Consider the following 16,503-nt stretch of genomic DNA (forward strand, 5'->3'; position numbering starts at 1 on the left):
AAAGAAAGCACTTATAAGATGTGTACAACTTTAGTTCTAGTTAAAATTAAAAGATTGAGCCAGGGTTCATTATACCTTTAGGATCAATTGCTTGTTTGATTGCTTTCATCATGGAAAGCGCCGTGTTTGATTTGGTTCTGGCCAGTTCTTCCCGTTTAAGTGTGCCAATACCGTGTTCCGCAGAAATAGAACCACCATATTTGATCGTGAGATCATGAATAAGCCTGTTCATTTTTTCCCAGTTGGCTAAATACTCAGCTTTATCAGCGCCTTCCGGCTGCATCACATTAAAGTGGAGATTACCGTCTCCTAAATGCCCGAAAGGGGTAGGGCGACAATTGGGGAAATGTTCTGCAAGCAGGGCTGTGGCTTCCTCAATAAAGGCAGGGATTTTGGAAACTGGTACAGAAATGTCGTGCTTGATACTGCCGCCGACATATTTCTGGGCCTCTGACATGCTTTCTCTGAGTTTCCAGAATGCTGAAGCTTGATTTTCTGATTGAGCAACAGCACCGTCCTTAATAAGCCCTTGTTCAAAGGCCTTTTCCACCCAATCATCCATGCTTTCTGCAAGTAACCTGTCTGCGGCGCTGGTTGCTACTTCCATCAGCACATACCAGTTACATGTTGTATCCAGTGGGTTCTGGGCTCCCTCAATATGCTCAAGAACAAACCCCAACCCTGTATGCGGTAGGATTTCAAAAACGGAAACCCGGTCGCCAGATGCCAAGCGGGCACTTGAAAGCAATGAAAGAGCATCTTGCGGTGTGTTAACACCCAGCCAGAATGTATGTTTCTGCATTTCAGCGGGATATAATTTGAAGGTGATACGGGTGATAACGCCCAAAGTGCCTTCCGCGCCGATGAGGAGCTGGTCAAGCGCATAGCCGGTGTTGTCTTTCCTGAGCGATGAAAGATCACTGAAAACCTCACCGTTTGGCAGTACAGCTTCAAGGCCTAGTGTTAATGCACGTGTAGTGCCGTAACGAATAACATGCACACCACCAGCGTTTGTAGATACAATGCCTCCCGCTGTACAGCTTCCCTCAGATGCCAATGACAATGGAAATAGAAGCCCATGTTCTGCTGCCGCTGACTGGATGGCGCTAACAGTTACACCTGCATCGACGGTGACCGAGAAATCTTCAGCATCCACACTGATATGTTTGTTAAGGCGTTTGGTGCTAAGAATAACTTCGTTGCGACCTTCAAGGCCTGCAATACCCCCACCAACAAGGCCTGTGTTCCCGCCTTGCGGTACGATAGCGATGTGGTGTTCATCACAGTAACGAACGATATTTCGTACGTCTTCTGTGCTGGATGGCATCAAGAGGATAGGGGCCTTGCCAATAAATTTATCCCGCCATTCTCTTACATGAGGGGAGATAGCTTCCTGATCTGTTGTTGCGCCTTTGGGCCCCAACATATCCGTAAAAGCATCTATATGGCGTTGGTCTAACATCAATTGTTCCTTGGGGCGGCGGCACGTTCCAGCCGGTCATTAAGGGCAATACCGATACCGTGATTGGGAATGGATGTAACGGCGATAGTTTTTGTATTCTTCGCGTCGGCTTCCCTGAGCGTATTAAACAGGTTTCGTGCAGCCTCGGCAAAGTCGCCGCTTGGGCTCAGGTTAAAGTCACAATCCACATCACCAAAACCAATCAAAGTCTCGCCTTCTTTTCTTTCCAAAGCATTTAGGCGAACAGCGGAATTAGGGGCATAGTGGCTTTTAAGCTGGCCCGGTGCAGTAATCGTACTGTCTTCCCGGTTATGCACTGCCATGCCCATGGTTTCGGCGATATCTTCAGCTGTTAGTGTACCGGGGCGGAGCAGAGTGAGTTTATCACCTTCTACGCCGATGATGGTGGATTCAATGCCTACATTTGTAGAACCGCCATCAATAATCATTGCGATCTTACCGCCTAAGCCTTCTTCTACATCCTTTGCCGTGGTTGGCGATAACTTCCCTGATGGGTTTGCGCTTGGTGCGGCGATAGGGCGATCAAGGTTTTCAATAATACTGCGAGTGGTTTCATTATCCGGGCAACGTACCGCAAGAGTTGGGAGTTTGGCAGAAACAGTATCAGAAATGCCGTTTTCATCGCGGCGCGGCAGAACCAGCGTAAGAGGGCCCGGCCAATAGTGATTCATCAGTTTTTGTGCATTTTCGTTAACGTAAACGTAATGGTCAGCCATCTGAATCGAAGAAACATGACAAATAAGTGGATTATTTGAAGGCCTACCTTTTGCGGTATAAATTTGCTGCACCGCAATATCATTGAGAGCATCTGCCGCTACGCCGTAAACAGTTTCGGTGGGAATAGCCACCAATTCACCATCAATTAATTGTTCGACAGCGCGCAAAATCGCCCCATCTTCACTGGAGAATACGACTTGAGTTTTCTTTGTTGCCATGCACAAATCTCAACTGAGGGACAAGGATTACATCAATTCTAACGGCCACAGAGCCGGATACAGGTTTATTATGCTGATAGGCCAGCTGTAAAGGGCTGGCAATGCCTTTGTAGGAAGTTTGCACATGAGCGAATATCGCGCACCACTTGAAGAAATCACTTTTGCTCTGGAAACTGCTGGCGGAATGGCTGACTGGACAAGCCTTCCTGGCTGTGAAGAAGCGGGGCCTGAACTGGCCTCCGCAGTTCTTGAGGAAGCAGGAAAACTGGCATCAGAAGTTATCTCGCCCACAAACAAGGTCGGTGATCTTGAAGGCGCTGTTCTGCAGGATGATGGTACGGTAAAAACACCAGATGTCTTTAAGCCCATGCAACAGGCATTTGTTGAAGGTGGATGGCCAACACTTGCTGCAAATCCTGCTTTTGGTGGGCAGGGACTTCCGAATGCTCTCGCTATTGCTGTTACTGAAATGATGACATCTGCAAACATGGCCTATAGCCTTCAGCAGATGCTGACAAGCGGTGCGATTGAAGCCATTGAAGCACATGCCACTGCTGAGCAGTGCGAAAAATACCTTCCCAAAATGGTGTCTGGCGAATGGACAGGTGCCATGAACCTTACTGAACCAAGTGCAGGTTCTGATGTAGGGGCTCTTAGAAGTAAGGCAGAGCGTCTGCCTGATGGCTCATATAAAGTTAAAGGCCAGAAAATTTTCATTACATGGGGTGATCATGATCTAGCAGAAAACGTGATCCATCTGGTGCTTGCACGGTTACCGGATTCACCTGCTGGCACTAAAGGCATTTCTATGTTTCTTGTGCCAAAATTCCATGTAAATGACGACGGTAGCCTTGGCGAACGTAATGATGTGAAGGTTGCTAGCCTTGAGCATAAGCTCGGCATCCATGCAAGCCCAACATGTGTGATGGCTTTTGGCGAAGAAGATAATTGTATCGGCTATCTGGTTGGTGAAGAAAATCAAGGCATGCGCAATATGTTCACCATGATGAACCATGCGCGTATTCAGGTTGGCCTTGAAGGTGTTGCTATTTCAGAGCGCGCTTATCAGCAAGCAGTTTGGTATGCGAACGACCGTGTTCAGTCAGCAGCGATTGGATCACCATCTCGCGAGCCGGTAACTATTATTCATCATCCGGATGTTCGCCGTATGCTGATGACTATGCGTGCGCAAACGGAAGCATGCCGAGCTATTGTTTACCGAAATGTTTGGGCGCTGGACCGTGCTCATAAAGCGGAAAGTGAAGAGGAACGCCGCCAAGGAGCTGCTGAAGCGGACCTATTGACGCCAATTTCAAAAAGTTACTCCACAGATATTGGTGTTGAAATGTCGTCTCTTGGTGTGCAGGTGCATGGCGGTATGGGCTTTGTTGAAGAAACGGGGGCCGCACAGCATTACCGGGATAGCCGGATTGCGCCAATTTATGAAGGTACCAACGGTATTCAGGCGCTTGATCTGGTTGGCCGTAAATTGCGCGCTGATGGTGGTGTGCACTGGCAGGGCCTGATTGCTGAAATGGAAGCATTTGTCAGTGCCCTTGGTGGGAAGATGGCGGGCAGTAAGGTTGGCCTCGCTGCTGGTGTGGCAGCACTTAAGACTGCGGCTGACGTGCTTGTTGCAAACGGGCATGAAGGTATGGTTGAAACAGCTGCCGCTGCAACACCATATTTGCGCTTGTTTGGCACTGTCCTTGGCGGTTATATGCTCACTAAACAGGCTGTTGAAGCAGAGCGCAGGTTGGATGCCGGGGAAGGTAATCCCCAGTTCCTGAATGCGAAGATGACAACCGCGATATTTTTTGTTGAGCAGTTAGTGCCACAGACGGTGGCGCTGCTGGAGAATGTGAAAGCGGGTTCTGCATCCATGATGGCAATGGATAACGACGCATTCGTCCGCAACTAATATTCTAAACTACCGAGGGCCAAGATATATGACCGAACAGGATAATCTGGAGAAACCAGAAGCCAAGGCGCAACAGGTTGCGGACCATAGAACCGCACCACAAACATGGTCACGTGGTGATGAAAATCTGGATTATCCTTTTGGCGAAGATGTACCTGATGCTGAGAATACCTTTGAAATAGCAAAAGGCGTGCACTGGGCGCGTATACCGCTTCCGTGGTCACTTGATCATATCAACGTTTATTTGTTTGATGAAGGTGATGGCTGGACCGTTGTTGATACCGGCTCACGCGGTGATCGAGGCAGGGAAGCTTGGGAGCAGCTTGAGAAAGGGTTGATGGGCGGCAGGCCGATCAAGCGTATCATTGCTACCCACCTACATCCTGATCATTTGGGGCTCGCAGGCTGGCTGGTTGAACGTCACGGCGCTGAATTCTGTATTACACAAACTGAATATCTGATGGCGCAGCATCTGTGGATGAGTGCAAGCAGTGATTTCCCAGATGAAGAAATAGATTTCTTCTTTAAGGCTGGCGTGAACCCCGATCTTGAACAAATGATCCGCTCAGCGGGTTTTGGGAATTTTAAAAAGGGCGTTCACAAACTACCCTATCAGTACACACGTCTTGAAGATGGCAGTGAAATCACCATTGGTGGCAGGCGCTGGCGTGTGCTCGTTGGAAGAGGGCACTCGCCAGAGCATGCCTGCCTTCTCTGTATGGATGAGCCATTGATGATCTCTGGCGATCAAATTCTGCCGCAGATTACCTCTAATGTTTCTGTTTATGCTCGTGAACCTTTGGCAAACCCGCTTGGGCACTGGATCGCCAGCCTTGAACGAATGAAGCAGATTGAGATTGATCCTTTGGTAATGCCGTCCCACGGCCCTGTGTTCAGGAACCTGCATAACCGGCTTGATACACTTGTGAACAGCCATATTGGTAAGCTTGAAAAACTGTATGAATGGTGCGCTGAAAGCCGAAGTCCAGTAGATACATTCCCAGCACTTTTTAAGCGCAAAATCACTGGGTTTGATTTCTTTATGGCGCTGGGCGAAGCGATTGCACATTTGCATTTGCTTGAGGCCTTGGGCCTGCTTGAACGTGACTTTGATGGCAGTGTTTATAGCTTTAAGGCGGCGGGAAACATGGAAGCGACAGATATTGTTGCTGCAACACTGCAGCTTCCCGGTATGGCGCTTAGAAAAATTGAAGAAGCTCTCTCTTAATACCTCCGAAACTGCTTTACTGCATGTGGTGAACAGTCCTATATAGGCATCTGAATATATGGGCCTTTCATAACTATTAGGGGATATAGATGAGCGACGTGCAAATCGGCGGAAAAGCTATTGCAGATCTTTCTTTTGAAGAAGCAATGGGCGCGCTGGAGCAAGTGGTGGCAAAACTGGAATCAGGGCATGCACCGCTGGAGCAATCTATTGACCTTTATACACAAGGCACACAGTTGAAAGCGCACTGTGAAGCAAAGCTCAAAGATGCGCAGGCAAAAATCGAGAAAATCACTCTGGATGAAAATGGCACTGCCGCTGGCACACAGCCATTTGACGTGGAATAGGCCAAATCCGTGGAAGCAGCATTAAAGCAGGCACTTTCGGCAACTTCTGTTGCTGTTGAGAAAGTTCTGGATCCTATTTTGAGGGTGCCGGAAGGTCCTGAGGCAAAAGTATATGAGGCGATGCGCCACGCTGTGTTTAACGGCGGTAAACGGCTTCGCCCGCTGTTGGTATTGGCAAGCGCTGAACTGTTTGGAGTTGAACGTTCCTGTGCGCTCCGCGTAGCGGCAGCTATTGAATGTGTTCACTGTTATTCGCTTGTGCATGATGATCTACCCGCTATGGATGATGACGACCTGCGCCGCGGCAAACCAACTGTTCATGTCGCATTTGATGAAGCGACAGCTATTCTTGCGGGTGACGCACTCCTTACTATTGCTTTTGAAATTCTTTCTGATGAGAAAACTCATCCAGATCCACGTGTCCGCGTAGAACTTGTTAAAGCACTTTCGAAAGCTGCAGGAGCTGCGGGTATGGTTGGTGGCCAGATGATTGATCTATCCGCGGAAGATCATGATCTTTCCGAGCATGATGTGTTCCGCTTGCAGAACATGAAAACTGGTGCGCTAATTAGTTTTGCATCTGAGGCAGGGGCCATTATGGCACGCGCCAGCAAACAAGCGCACGCCAGCCTTCAGGGTTATGCCCGTGATGTGGGACTAGCGTTTCAGATTGCGGATGATCTTCTCGATGTGGAAGGTACAGAAGAAGAGGTTGGCAAGGCTGTTGGCAAAGATGAGGGTGCAGGGAAGGCAACTCTTGTGGGCATTCTGGGTATTGAACGCGCACGCCAGCAAGCCCAGATATTAGCAGATCAGGCTATTGATCATTTATCGGATTTCGACGATAAAGCCCTGCTTTTGCGTGCTGTGGCGCATTTTGCTATAAATCGTCGCACTTGATAGGCCCTAAGCAAAAGTAGTAATAATAAATATAAGCAGAGGCAAAAAGATCTCTGCAATGAAGGATTGAAAGTTGAGCGTACGCCCCGATACACCTTTGCTGGATAAGGTTCCAACACCCGAAGAGCTTAGAAAACTGCCGAAAGAACAGCTACAGGAATTAGCTGATGAACTTCGTGCGGAAATGATTAGCGCTGTTTCAACGACCGGAGGCCATTTTGGGGCAGGCCTTGGTGTTGTTGAGCTTACAGTAGCGCTGCATTATGTGTTTAACACGCCGGAAGATCGTTTGATCTGGGATGTAGGTCATCAGGCCTATCCTCATAAAATTCTAACTGGTCGCCGTGACCGTATTCGCACCATTCGCCAGCCGGAAGGCCTTTCGCCTTTTACCAAGCGTGGTGAAAGCGATTACGATCCGTTCGGTGCAGGGCATTCTTCAACGTCTATTAGTGCGGCACTTGGTATGGCGGTTGCCAATAAAATGGCTGACAAGCCGGGTAAGGCTATCGCTGTTATTGGTGATGGTTCCATGAGTGCGGGCATGGCGTATGAAGCCATGAACAATGCCAAGCAGGCTGGCAATCAGCTTGTTGTTATCCTGAATGATAATGATATGTCGATCGCACCAGCTGTGGGCGGCTTGAGCGCATATCTCGCTAAAATCATCAGTTCCAAGCCATTTATGGAAATGCGCGACTGGGGCAAGAAGATGATTGAGCTTCTACCGCGCCCACTTGCTGATCGTGCCCGTCAGGCAGAAGAATATGCCCGCGGAATGGCAACAGGCGGTGGTACGCTGTTTGATGAACTTGGTTTCTATTATGTTGGCCCGATTGATGGCCACAATATGGATCACCTTTTGCCTGTGCTTGAAAATGTTCGCGATGCCATTGATGGCCCGATCCTTGTGCATGTAGTAACAGAAAAAGGTAAAGGCCATCCGTTTACTGAGCCTAATGTTGAAAAATACCATGCAGTGCCACAATTTGATGTGGTGACAAAAGAGCGTAAGAAATCAACACCAAAGGCGCCAACTTACACCAATATTTTTGCTGAGGAACTTATCCATCAGGCTGGTAAGGATGATAAGGTCGTAGCGATCACTGCTGCGATGCCATCTGGTACGGGGCTTGATAAGTTTGAAAAAGCATATCCGGACCGCATGTTCGATGTAGGCATTGCCGAGCAGCACGCCGTTACATTCGCGGCAGGTTTGGCTGCAGAAGGCTATAAACCATTTGCTACAATTTATTCCACGTTTCTGCAGCGTGCCTATGACCAAGTAGTGCATGATGTAGCGGTACAAAAACTTCCTGTACGCTTTGCTATTGACCGTGCTGGCCTCGTAGGGGCAGACGGCCCAACACACGCTGGTTCTTTTGATGTAACGTATCTTGCAAGCTTACCGCATATGGTGGTTATGGCAGCGGCTGATGAAGCTGAGCTGAAGCATATGATTGCGACAGCAGCATCGATTGACGACCGTCCTTCTGCGGTACGTTACCCGCGCGGCGAAGGCCTCGGCGTTGAAGTACCTGCAGAAGGTACTGTTCTAGAAATCGGTAAAGGCCGTATTGTTAAAAAAGGTACATCTGTTGCGATTGTTTCCCTTGGCGCACGCCTTGGTGAAGCATTGAAAGCTGCGGAAGACCTGGAAAGCCGAGGGCTTTCCACAACAGTAGCTGATGCGCGCTTCGCGAAGCCCGTTGATGAACAAATGCTGCGTGATTTGGCTGCAAGCCATGATCTACTTCTAACAGTGGAAGAAGGTTCCATCGGCGGCTTCGGCGCCCACGTGATGGATTTCCTTGCGGGTGAAGGTATTCTTGATGGGCACCTTAAGGTACGTGCGCTTAAGCTTCCAGATGCATTCCAGGATCACGGTAAGCCGGATGACATGTATGAAGAAGCAGGCCTGAATGCTTCCGGTATTGTTGAGGCTGTTCTTAAGGCGCTTGGCCGTAATGATGTTGGGCAGTCTAAAACAGCAGCTGGTGCTGAATAACTGAAAGATACACCATGAGCGGAAAGACCCGTGCAGATGTAGCGCTCGTTGATCGCGGGCTTGTTGAATCGCGTGCCAAGGCGCAGGCGCTGATTATGGCGGGCGTTGTTTTCTCCGGCGAGACAAAAATCCTGAAAGCGGGCCAGCAAATCAAGGAAGGCCAGGCTCTTGAGGTGCGCGGAAAAGACCATGACTGGGTAAGTCGTGGTGGGCTTAAGCTTGAAAAAGGCCTTAAAGAATTTGGTGTCGATCCAAAGGGTTACACAGTTATTGATGTAGGTTCTTCCACGGGCGGCTTTACAGACGTTTCGCTCCAGAACGGCGCGGAGAAGGTGTTCGCTGTTGATGTTGGTCACGGCCAGCTCGCGTGGAAACTAAGAAACGATGACCGGGTTATAGTTCTGGAGCGCACAAATGCGCGGTATCTCACAGAGGAAGAAATCACCGAACCGGTTGATATGGTGGTGTGTGATGCCAGTTTTATTTCGCTCCGTACGGTGCTCCCGGCAGCCATGAGCTTTGTTAAACCGGGCGGTAAGCTGATTGCCCTTATCAAACCGCAGTTTGAAGTAGGTAAAGAAAATGTAGGTAAGGGCGGCGTGGTACGCGACCCAGCCCTTCACCAAATGGTATGTGATGAAACCCGCGATTGGCTTGATGGCCTTGAAGACTGGAGCGCTGTCGGGATAACTGAAAGCCCCATCAAAGGCCCTGAAGGTAATATTGAATTCCTGATATATGGTGAGAAAATCGGTGGCTGATACACTTTCCTTTGAAATTACCTCCCTTGGTGCGCAGGGGGACGGTGTAGGCAGTAGCGGCGATGTACCTGTTTATGTGGCAAACACCGTACCGGGTGATAAAATCACAGCTGAAGTGCAAGAAACCAAACGGAACGGCATTTACGCGGAGTTGGTATCGATTGATGAGCCGAGCGTGCACCGTGTGGAGCCTGTTTGTAGCCATTTCGGCAAATGCGGTGGATGCCAACTTCAATATCTAGAGGGCGATTTCTATAAAAACTGGGTGAAAGAACGTGCTGTTATGGCGCTGGCACATCACGGTTTTGATGGATCACTGGTGCGTGACCCAGTTATTACCCCGGAGGGTAGCCGCAGGCGCGTGGCGCTAAAGGCGCTTAAGCTTGGTAACAGTACTGTTCTCGGCTTTAACGCACATAAAAGCCACCAGATCATTGATCTTAAAGAATGTTTTGTTGCTCGACGTGAAATTACCAGCCTTCTGAAACCGCTTCGTAGCGCGCTCAATACAGTGCTTAAGGTGCGTAATCAGGCAGAAGTTCATTTAACTCTAACGGCCACTGGCATTGATATGCTTGTTGATGCGCCTATTGAGCTTGATCTGGCCGCGCGTGAAGCACTTGTGGATTTCGCGAATGAACATGATTTAGCGGCGATCCACTGGCGTGATCAGGGTTTTCTTGATCCAGTGGTTATCCGCCGTAATCCTGTAATGGATATGGCGGGCGCTATGGTAGGGCTTAATCCTGCATCTTTCATTCAGGCGAGTGACGAGGGGGAGAATGCACTTGTCGCTGCAGTTGTTGAAGCATGTGAAGGGTATGGCCGTGTGGCTGATCTTTTCTGCGGAATGGGCACTTTCACATTCCCACTCGCTAAAGATCACCAGGTACTAGCGGTTGAAGGCGCGAAACAACCACTGGATAGCTTGCAGGCAGGTGCTAATTTTGCGACAGGCTTTAAGCAGATTATTGCCAAGCACAGAGATTTGTTCCGTAGGCCAATGACAGGTAAGGAGCTCGCAGGGTTTGAAGCTGTTGTGTTTGACCCGCCAAGAGCTGGTGCGAAGGAACAAGCGCAGGAACTAGCAAACTCGGATGTGAAACGAATTGTTGCGGTTTCTTGTAACCCCAATACTTTCAGCCGTGATGCACGTTTTCTTGCGGATGGAGGCTATACGCTTGAATATGTGGTGCCAGTAGATCAATTTTTATGGTCACCGCATCTTGAGCTTGTTGGGGTGTTTACGAAAGCCTAATTATTCAGGCTTTCGATAAATTCCTTTGCAGTACGGGCGGATTCTTCCGGGATTTCTTCCATGGGTACATGACCTACACTATCAAAGGTAATGAGGGTACTGTTTGGCATGCGTTTATGCATTTCAACACCGGCTTCAACTGGGATGAGTAGGTCTTTCTCTCCCCACAGGAGGAGAGTAGGTAGGTTAATTTTTGAGACAGGCAGATCACCACGATTTTCTCTATAGCTACCAAAACGTTTGCTAGTTGCCGCACGGTTGCCCGGCAGGCGGGCTAGTTCCCAATAACGATCAATCATTTCTTCGGTGATTTTGCTCTGGTCTACAAAACCTTTCTTCAAGCCTTCTTCCACAATGCTACGCGGGGTGATGTTCAGCAGTATCCAGTCTGTGTACCAACGGCCAGCAAGTTCAAAAGCGAGGGGGCGATCAACTTTGCTGCCTTCAGGGGCTGAAATGCCTGCAGGATCAACGAGCACAAGGGCTTTCAAATCTTGCGGATACATAAGTGCATACTGCAGGCTGGTGCCGCCGCCCATACTGCTGCCACCGATGATGAATTTATCAATATTCATTGCTGCTTTGAATTCACGGAGAAAATCCACAAATGCGCCGTATGTATAGCTATCAGCAGGTGTTGGACCCGTTAGCCCATGGCCCGGTAGATCAACAGTATAAATCAAATAGTCGCTGCTGAGAATTTCAACCCAGTCTTCCCAGGCATGAAGTGATGAATTGGACCCGTGAATAAGCACAAGGGTTTCACCATTTTCATTGCCTTGCTTCCTATAGTGCGCATAAGCGCCAGATGGAAGTTCGATAAAATCAGAAGCACCAGTTGCGTATTTTTTGACCAGTTCATGACGTGGGATATCTGGTGTCCAGAAAATAACCACTACTGCGCCGACGATTAAAATAAGAACTGCAAAGAGATATTTAAAAACCTGCTTCATACCTTCCCCCTATGAATAGAAGAAAGATTACACAGATTTCCTAAAAGCTCAAATTTGCTAGTAGGCTAACCGCACTGTGCGCGGTGCAGCATCATATGATCAGCAAGAACAATAGCCATCATCGCTTCGGCAATCGGCACGGCACGGATACCAACACATGGATCATGACGACCTTTGGTTACCACATCAATGCTTTCGCCGCTGCTGCTTACGCTCTTACGCGGTGTAAGGATCGAGCTGGTTGGTTTTACAGAGAAACGAGCGACAATTGGCTGCCCTGTTGAAATACCGCCAAGGATACCACCTGCGTGGTTTGCCCCAAACACTGGTTTACCGTCTGGCCCAGGGTGCATTTCATCGGCGTTTTCTTCGCCAGTAAGGCAAGCGGCATTCATGCCTTCGCCAATTTCAACGCCTTTTGCAGCGTTAATGCTCATAAGGCCAGAAGCCAGATCAGCATCCAGTTTGCTATAAATTGGTGCACCCCAACCAGCGGGAACACCCTCTGCAACCACTTCAATCACAGCGCCGATAGAACTGCCTGCTTTGCGAATAGCTTCCAGTTCAGTTGCCCATTCTTCGGCTGTTACAGGATCAGGGCAGAAAAACGGGTTTTTCCGTACTTCATCCCAATCAAGCCGGTTGCGGTCAATTTTACTGCTACCCATTTGCACCATGCCAGCACGGATTTTAATACCTTCGCCCAGCGCTTTTCTAGCGACAGCACCAGCTGCAACACGTGCCGCGGTCTCCCGCGCGCTTGAACGGCCTCCACCACGGTAGTCACGGATACCGTATTTGGTGGTGTAGGTATAATCAGCATGACCCGGGCGGTAGGTTTCAGCGATATTGCCGTAATCCTTTGAGCGTTGGTCTACGTTTTCGATCATCAACTGAATTGGCGTGCCGGTGGTTTTGCCTTCAAATACTCCGGAAAGGATTTTAACAGCGTCGGGTTCCCGGCGCTGCGTTGTATATTTGGATTGTCCAGGTTTACGTTCGTCCAGATACTTTTGGATATCCACTTCTGAAAGATTGAGCATCGGCGGCACACCATCAACGGTGCAGCCAAGGGCAGGGCCGTGGCTTTCGCCCCAAGTGGTGAAGCGGAACAGTTTCCCAAAAGTATTGAACGACATAAAACTACTTAATCCAGAAGATTGATGAATTCTTTCATGTGTGCATCGTCATTAACCATGCATGTAGTGTTGAAACCAGCATCCACATAGTGTGTTTCGCCAGTAACACCGCTTGAAAGATCAGAAAGAAGATAAAGGCCAGAACCTGCTACATCATCAAGGGTGATGTTGCGGCGCAGTGGTGCGTTTGCTTCATTATACTTCAGAAGCATGCGGAAATCACCAACACCAGAAGCTGCCAGAGTTTTCATTGGGCCAGCAGAAAGTGTGTTTACGCGAATGCCTTTTTCGCCAAGGTCTTTCGCCATATAGCGTGTGCTTGCTTCAAGAGCGGCTTTCGCAACACCCATCACGTTATAGTGCGGGATTGCTTTCTGTGAACCATAATAGGAAAGGGTCAGCATGCTGCCGCCGTTTGCCATCATTTTCTCTGCGCGCTGAGCAACTGCTACGAAGCTGTAAGCAGAGATGTTCATTGTCATCAGGAAGTTATCAAGCGTTGTATCAACATAACGGCCGCGAAGCTCTGACTTGTCAGAATAACCAATCGCGTGCACGATGAAATCAATATTATCCCACTTTTCTTTCAGCTTATCGAACATAGCATCAATAGATGCACCGTCAGATACATCACATTCAGCGAGGAAATCAGAGCCAAGGGATTCAGCGAGTGGAGCAACACGTTTTTTCAGCGCTTCACCCTGGTATGAGAAAGCAAGCTCTGCGCCTTGTTCTGCACATGCTTTTGCAATGCCCCAAGCCATCGAGCGATCATTGGCAACGCCCATAATCAGCCCGCGTTTTCCTTCCATCAATTTTGTCATGACAGTCCCATTTATTGTTTCGGTTATCTGCTGTTTGATAATGTACACCAAGGGATTGATTGGTCAAACAGCATCAGATTCCGATTTTTCGCTTTCCGTATCGGAATCCTCAGTTTCATGAGGGGTTTTAATGCTATTTTTTTCAAAAGTATAGGCAGCATTAAGCTCTCCGCCCAAAATAAAGCCGATACTTACGAGAAAACAGAAAAGTTGCAGGATAACCACACCAGCGAGTGAGCCGTAGGTTACGTCATAGTTTCCTGCATACTTCAGGTAAACCGAGAGGCCTTTTGCTGTGCCAAAGAGCATTAGCAACGAAAATATGGTGCCGGGCAGATGAGAGGGTTTTCTTACCCGTCTTGGTGTAAGCGAAAAATAAGCGAAATGTAGCCCAAGCATGAGAAGAAGTGGGCTTACCAGCAAGCTGAGATATCGCCATATTTCATTAATGCCGTCTGTAGCAGCATCGGGAAACAGGCTTGTGAAAGCTTTAATAAGTGGCGGACCAAGTACCAGGGTAGACATTGCTGCAATAACGGCAATACCGCCAAAGATAACCACTCCCAGGCTTTCCAGGCGGCGAATAACGATAGAGCGTGCGTATTCCTTGCCGTAGGCTTTGATCAATACCCCGCGTGCCGCTTCAACAACAGCGGCCGCTGTCCAGATAGCAAAAAGGATAGAGCCTGTCAGGATTTCGCGGCCTGTGTTTTTCACAACGCCTTGAATAGGGCCATCAATTACCTTGGAAACCTCAGGTGGAAGTACATCCAGCATGAAGGCAATGCCTTCCAAACCGCGTTCTGTTTGCCCGAGAAAGCCTGAAAGCGAGATTAAAAAGATAACGAAGGGAAACATGGAAAGCATGGTTAGGAAGGCCATGTTTCCGGCTGCTGCAAGTGCATCATTTTCCATAAAGAGCTTTAAAGCTCTTTGCCAGATATTCAGATGTTTTTTCAGCAGATCCATACAGCTTTATCCAAGCCCGGCTTTTTTCCGAATATTTTCACCGTGCTTTTTGCCCCATTCTTTAATCATGCGCTCCAACTCCGCATCTCTTTCAGTAGGTAGAGTGATCTTAAGAGACACATACATATTGCCAACAGTATCGCCTTTTTTCACACCTTTACCTTTAAGGCGCAAGCGTTTCCCCGTGCTGCTGTTCTTTGGAATGCGGATTGTTAGCCTGCCGCTTGGCGTAGGAACCTGAATATCACCGCCAAGCACTGCCTCGTCTAGTGAGATAGGAAGTTCGAGGTGAATGTCATTGCCTTCTCGGGTGTAGTAGGGGTGATCAGCCACATGTACTTCGACAAGTGCGTCACCTTTAGGAGCACCGCCTACACCCGGACCACCTTGGCCAGATAGTCTGATAACCTGCCCACTTTTAATACCAGGCGGGATTTTAATATCCACATGGCGGTTATCATTCAGTTTAAGTCTGCGTGTGCCGCCCTTGATCGCTTCTTCGAAACCAATGGTCACCTCATAACTGATATTCAGACCTTGTGAACGACCTGCAGATTTATAAGGATTTGTTTTGGCGCCAGATGAACGTTTTTCTTTTTTGCCGCGACCAGTGAAGCTGAAAAAATCAGAAAAGATATCTTCTGCATCATCGAAGCCAAAAGAGCCACGCCTGCGCGTGCCACCAGCAAATCCTGAGCCGCCGCCAAAGCCACCTTGTGGCCCGGAATGAACTCTTTGATTACCATTTTCATCAATCTCGCCACGGTCATATTTCGCGCGCCGATCAGCATCGCCTAAAATATTATAGGCGGCAGAAACCTCTTTAAAGCGTTCAGCAATCTTCTGATCGTCTTTATTTCGGTCAGGATGGTATTTTTTTGCCAGGGACCGATAGGCTTTTTTAATTTCCTCGTCAGAGGCGCCCTTACTTATCCCCAATCGATTATATAGGTCGCTCATATATGCTGTATCAAACCGTAGAACTGATTACTTCGTACATCTCTATGCCCAATATAATAGGCTTATTGCCGCATACAATAAAATCATGCGACTTGCGCATTTTTTTTAAGCTATTAAATGTTAACGAGTGGTTACGAGGAGTTAGCATAAATGACACAAAAGATGTCTGCATTCGGGAAACCGTTTGAAACGCTTGCTGAATGGCTCAGTGAAGCGGAGAAAAAAGAACTGAATGATCCGACTGCTATGGCGCTTGCTACGGTGAACGAACGGGGTATGCCAAGTGTTCGAATGGTGCTTCTAAAAGGTGCAGATGAAAATGGCCTTGTGTTTTACACCAACCTTGAGAGCCGCAAGGGACAGGAACTGAGAGCTAACCCTAATGCTGCTCTGTTGTTCCATTGGAAAAGCCTAAGGCGGCAAATAAGGGTGGAAGGTGCTGTTGAGCCAGTTACACCTGAGGAAGCGGATATTTATTTTGCAAGCCGTGCGCGGGCAAGTCGTATTGGTGCGTGGGCGTCTAAGCAGTCTTCTGAAATGGAAGGTCGTTTCGAATTTGAAGCTGCGATCGCCAAATATACTGCCAAGTTCGGAGCGGGCGATATTCCGCGCCCTGATTTCTGGTCAGGCTTCAGATTGAAGCCGAAATATTTTGAATTCTGGAACGATAAGATGTTCCGGCTTCATGAACGCAAAACCTATACGCTTAATGATAATGAAAGTGGTTGGGCGCAAGGCGAGATTTATCCCTGATATTATTAGGTAATTCTACTTAATGTGAATATTTTCATATTTTTGACTTTCCTCTGGATTGAAC

General features: G+C 48.4%; 15 protein-coding genes. 8 read left to right on the forward strand and 7 right to left on the reverse strand.

What is annotated here, in order from left to right; all coding sequences use genetic code 11:
* Positions 1 to 46: 46 nt before the first annotated feature.
* Positions 47 to 1,462 carry an FAD-binding oxidoreductase gene (locus KFE96_RS09885; RefSeq protein WP_255832446.1) on the reverse strand — a complete coding sequence of 472 codons (1,416 nt, stop codon included), beginning with the start codon at positions 1,460 to 1,462 and terminating at the stop codon, positions 47 to 49.
* Entirely contained in the window at positions 1,462 to 2,418 is a 957-nt protein-coding gene (locus KFE96_RS09890; RefSeq protein ID WP_255832447.1) for an L-threonylcarbamoyladenylate synthase, read from the reverse strand. The genes KFE96_RS09885 and KFE96_RS09890 overlap by 1 nt, the downstream gene beginning before the upstream one ends.
* 124 nt (positions 2,419 to 2,542) lie before the next feature.
* Here KFE96_RS09890 and KFE96_RS09895 point away from each other — a divergent pair, with 124 nt between their 5' ends.
* The 7 genes from KFE96_RS09895 to rlmD all read left to right on the forward strand — a co-directional run bounded on the left by KFE96_RS09895 (position 2,543) and on the right by rlmD (position 10,841).
* The gene (locus KFE96_RS09895) at positions 2,543 to 4,339 is read left to right on the forward strand and encodes an acyl-CoA dehydrogenase (protein ID WP_255832448.1); all 1,797 of its coding nucleotides are present in this window, start codon (positions 2,543 to 2,545) and stop codon (positions 4,337 to 4,339) included.
* Positions 4,340 to 4,367: 28 nt separating this feature from the next.
* A complete protein-coding gene (locus tag KFE96_RS09900; protein ID WP_255832449.1) occupies positions 4,368 to 5,567 on the forward strand; it encodes an MBL fold metallo-hydrolase in 1,200 nt (399 codons plus the stop codon).
* A gap of 89 nt (positions 5,568 to 5,656) precedes the next feature.
* The gene (locus KFE96_RS09905; protein WP_255832450.1) at positions 5,657 to 5,914 is read left to right on the forward strand and encodes an exodeoxyribonuclease VII small subunit; all 258 of its coding nucleotides are present in this window, start codon (positions 5,657 to 5,659) and stop codon (positions 5,912 to 5,914) included.
* A 9-nt stretch (positions 5,915 to 5,923) separates the two neighbouring features.
* Positions 5,924 to 6,814: a polyprenyl synthetase family protein gene (locus tag KFE96_RS09910; protein WP_255832451.1), complete on the forward strand. Its 891-nt coding sequence runs from the start codon at positions 5,924 to 5,926 to the stop codon at positions 6,812 to 6,814.
* 73 nt (positions 6,815 to 6,887) lie between these two features.
* On the forward strand, positions 6,888 to 8,822 hold the full coding sequence (gene dxs, locus KFE96_RS09915; RefSeq protein WP_255832452.1) for a 1-deoxy-D-xylulose-5-phosphate synthase: 1,935 nt from the start codon (positions 6,888 to 6,890) through the stop codon (positions 8,820 to 8,822).
* A gap of 14 nt (positions 8,823 to 8,836) precedes the next feature.
* Positions 8,837 to 9,583 (forward strand): TlyA family RNA methyltransferase, encoded by a 747-nt coding sequence (locus tag KFE96_RS09920; RefSeq protein WP_255832453.1) that lies wholly within the window; start codon positions 8,837 to 8,839, stop codon positions 9,581 to 9,583.
* Positions 9,576 to 10,841 carry a 23S rRNA (uracil(1939)-C(5))-methyltransferase RlmD gene (gene rlmD / locus KFE96_RS09925; RefSeq protein ID WP_255832454.1) on the forward strand — a complete coding sequence of 422 codons (1,266 nt, stop codon included), beginning with the start codon at positions 9,576 to 9,578 and terminating at the stop codon, positions 10,839 to 10,841. Before KFE96_RS09920 ends, rlmD begins: the two co-directional genes overlap by 8 nt.
* Here the strand turns inward: rlmD and KFE96_RS09930 are convergent.
* From KFE96_RS09930 to KFE96_RS09950, 5 genes are all read right to left on the reverse strand, one after another.
* Positions 10,838 to 11,794 carry an alpha/beta fold hydrolase gene (locus KFE96_RS09930; RefSeq protein WP_255832455.1) on the reverse strand — a complete coding sequence of 319 codons (957 nt, stop codon included), beginning with the start codon at positions 11,792 to 11,794 and terminating at the stop codon, positions 10,838 to 10,840. The two genes, rlmD and KFE96_RS09930, sit on opposite strands and share 4 nt — an antisense overlap.
* Before the next feature lie 65 nt (positions 11,795 to 11,859).
* Positions 11,860 to 12,933, reverse strand: a complete 1,074-nt coding sequence (aroC, locus tag KFE96_RS09935) for a chorismate synthase (protein ID WP_255832456.1) — start codon at positions 12,931 to 12,933, stop codon at positions 11,860 to 11,862.
* Between the two features lie 8 nt (positions 12,934 to 12,941).
* Positions 12,942 to 13,757, reverse strand: a complete 816-nt coding sequence (locus tag KFE96_RS09940; protein ID WP_255832457.1) for an enoyl-ACP reductase — start codon at positions 13,755 to 13,757, stop codon at positions 12,942 to 12,944.
* Between the two features lie 63 nt (positions 13,758 to 13,820).
* A complete protein-coding gene (locus KFE96_RS09945; RefSeq protein ID WP_255832458.1) occupies positions 13,821 to 14,726 on the reverse strand; it encodes a YihY/virulence factor BrkB family protein in 906 nt (301 codons plus the stop codon).
* Between the two features lie 6 nt (positions 14,727 to 14,732).
* A complete protein-coding gene (locus KFE96_RS09950) occupies positions 14,733 to 15,686 on the reverse strand; it encodes a DnaJ C-terminal domain-containing protein (protein ID WP_255832459.1) in 954 nt (317 codons plus the stop codon).
* Positions 15,687 to 15,836: 150 nt separating this feature from the next.
* On the opposite strand from KFE96_RS09950, the gene pdxH reads away from it, so the two are divergent.
* Positions 15,837 to 16,439 (forward strand): pyridoxamine 5'-phosphate oxidase, encoded by a 603-nt coding sequence (gene pdxH, locus KFE96_RS09955; protein ID WP_255832460.1) that lies wholly within the window; start codon positions 15,837 to 15,839, stop codon positions 16,437 to 16,439.
* Positions 16,440 to 16,503: the final 64 nt, after the last annotated feature.

The sequence above is a fragment of the Kordiimonas sp. SCSIO 12603 genome, from assembly GCF_024398035.1.
In the GTDB taxonomy this organism is placed as follows: domain Bacteria; phylum Pseudomonadota; class Alphaproteobacteria; order Sphingomonadales; family Kordiimonadaceae; genus Kordiimonas.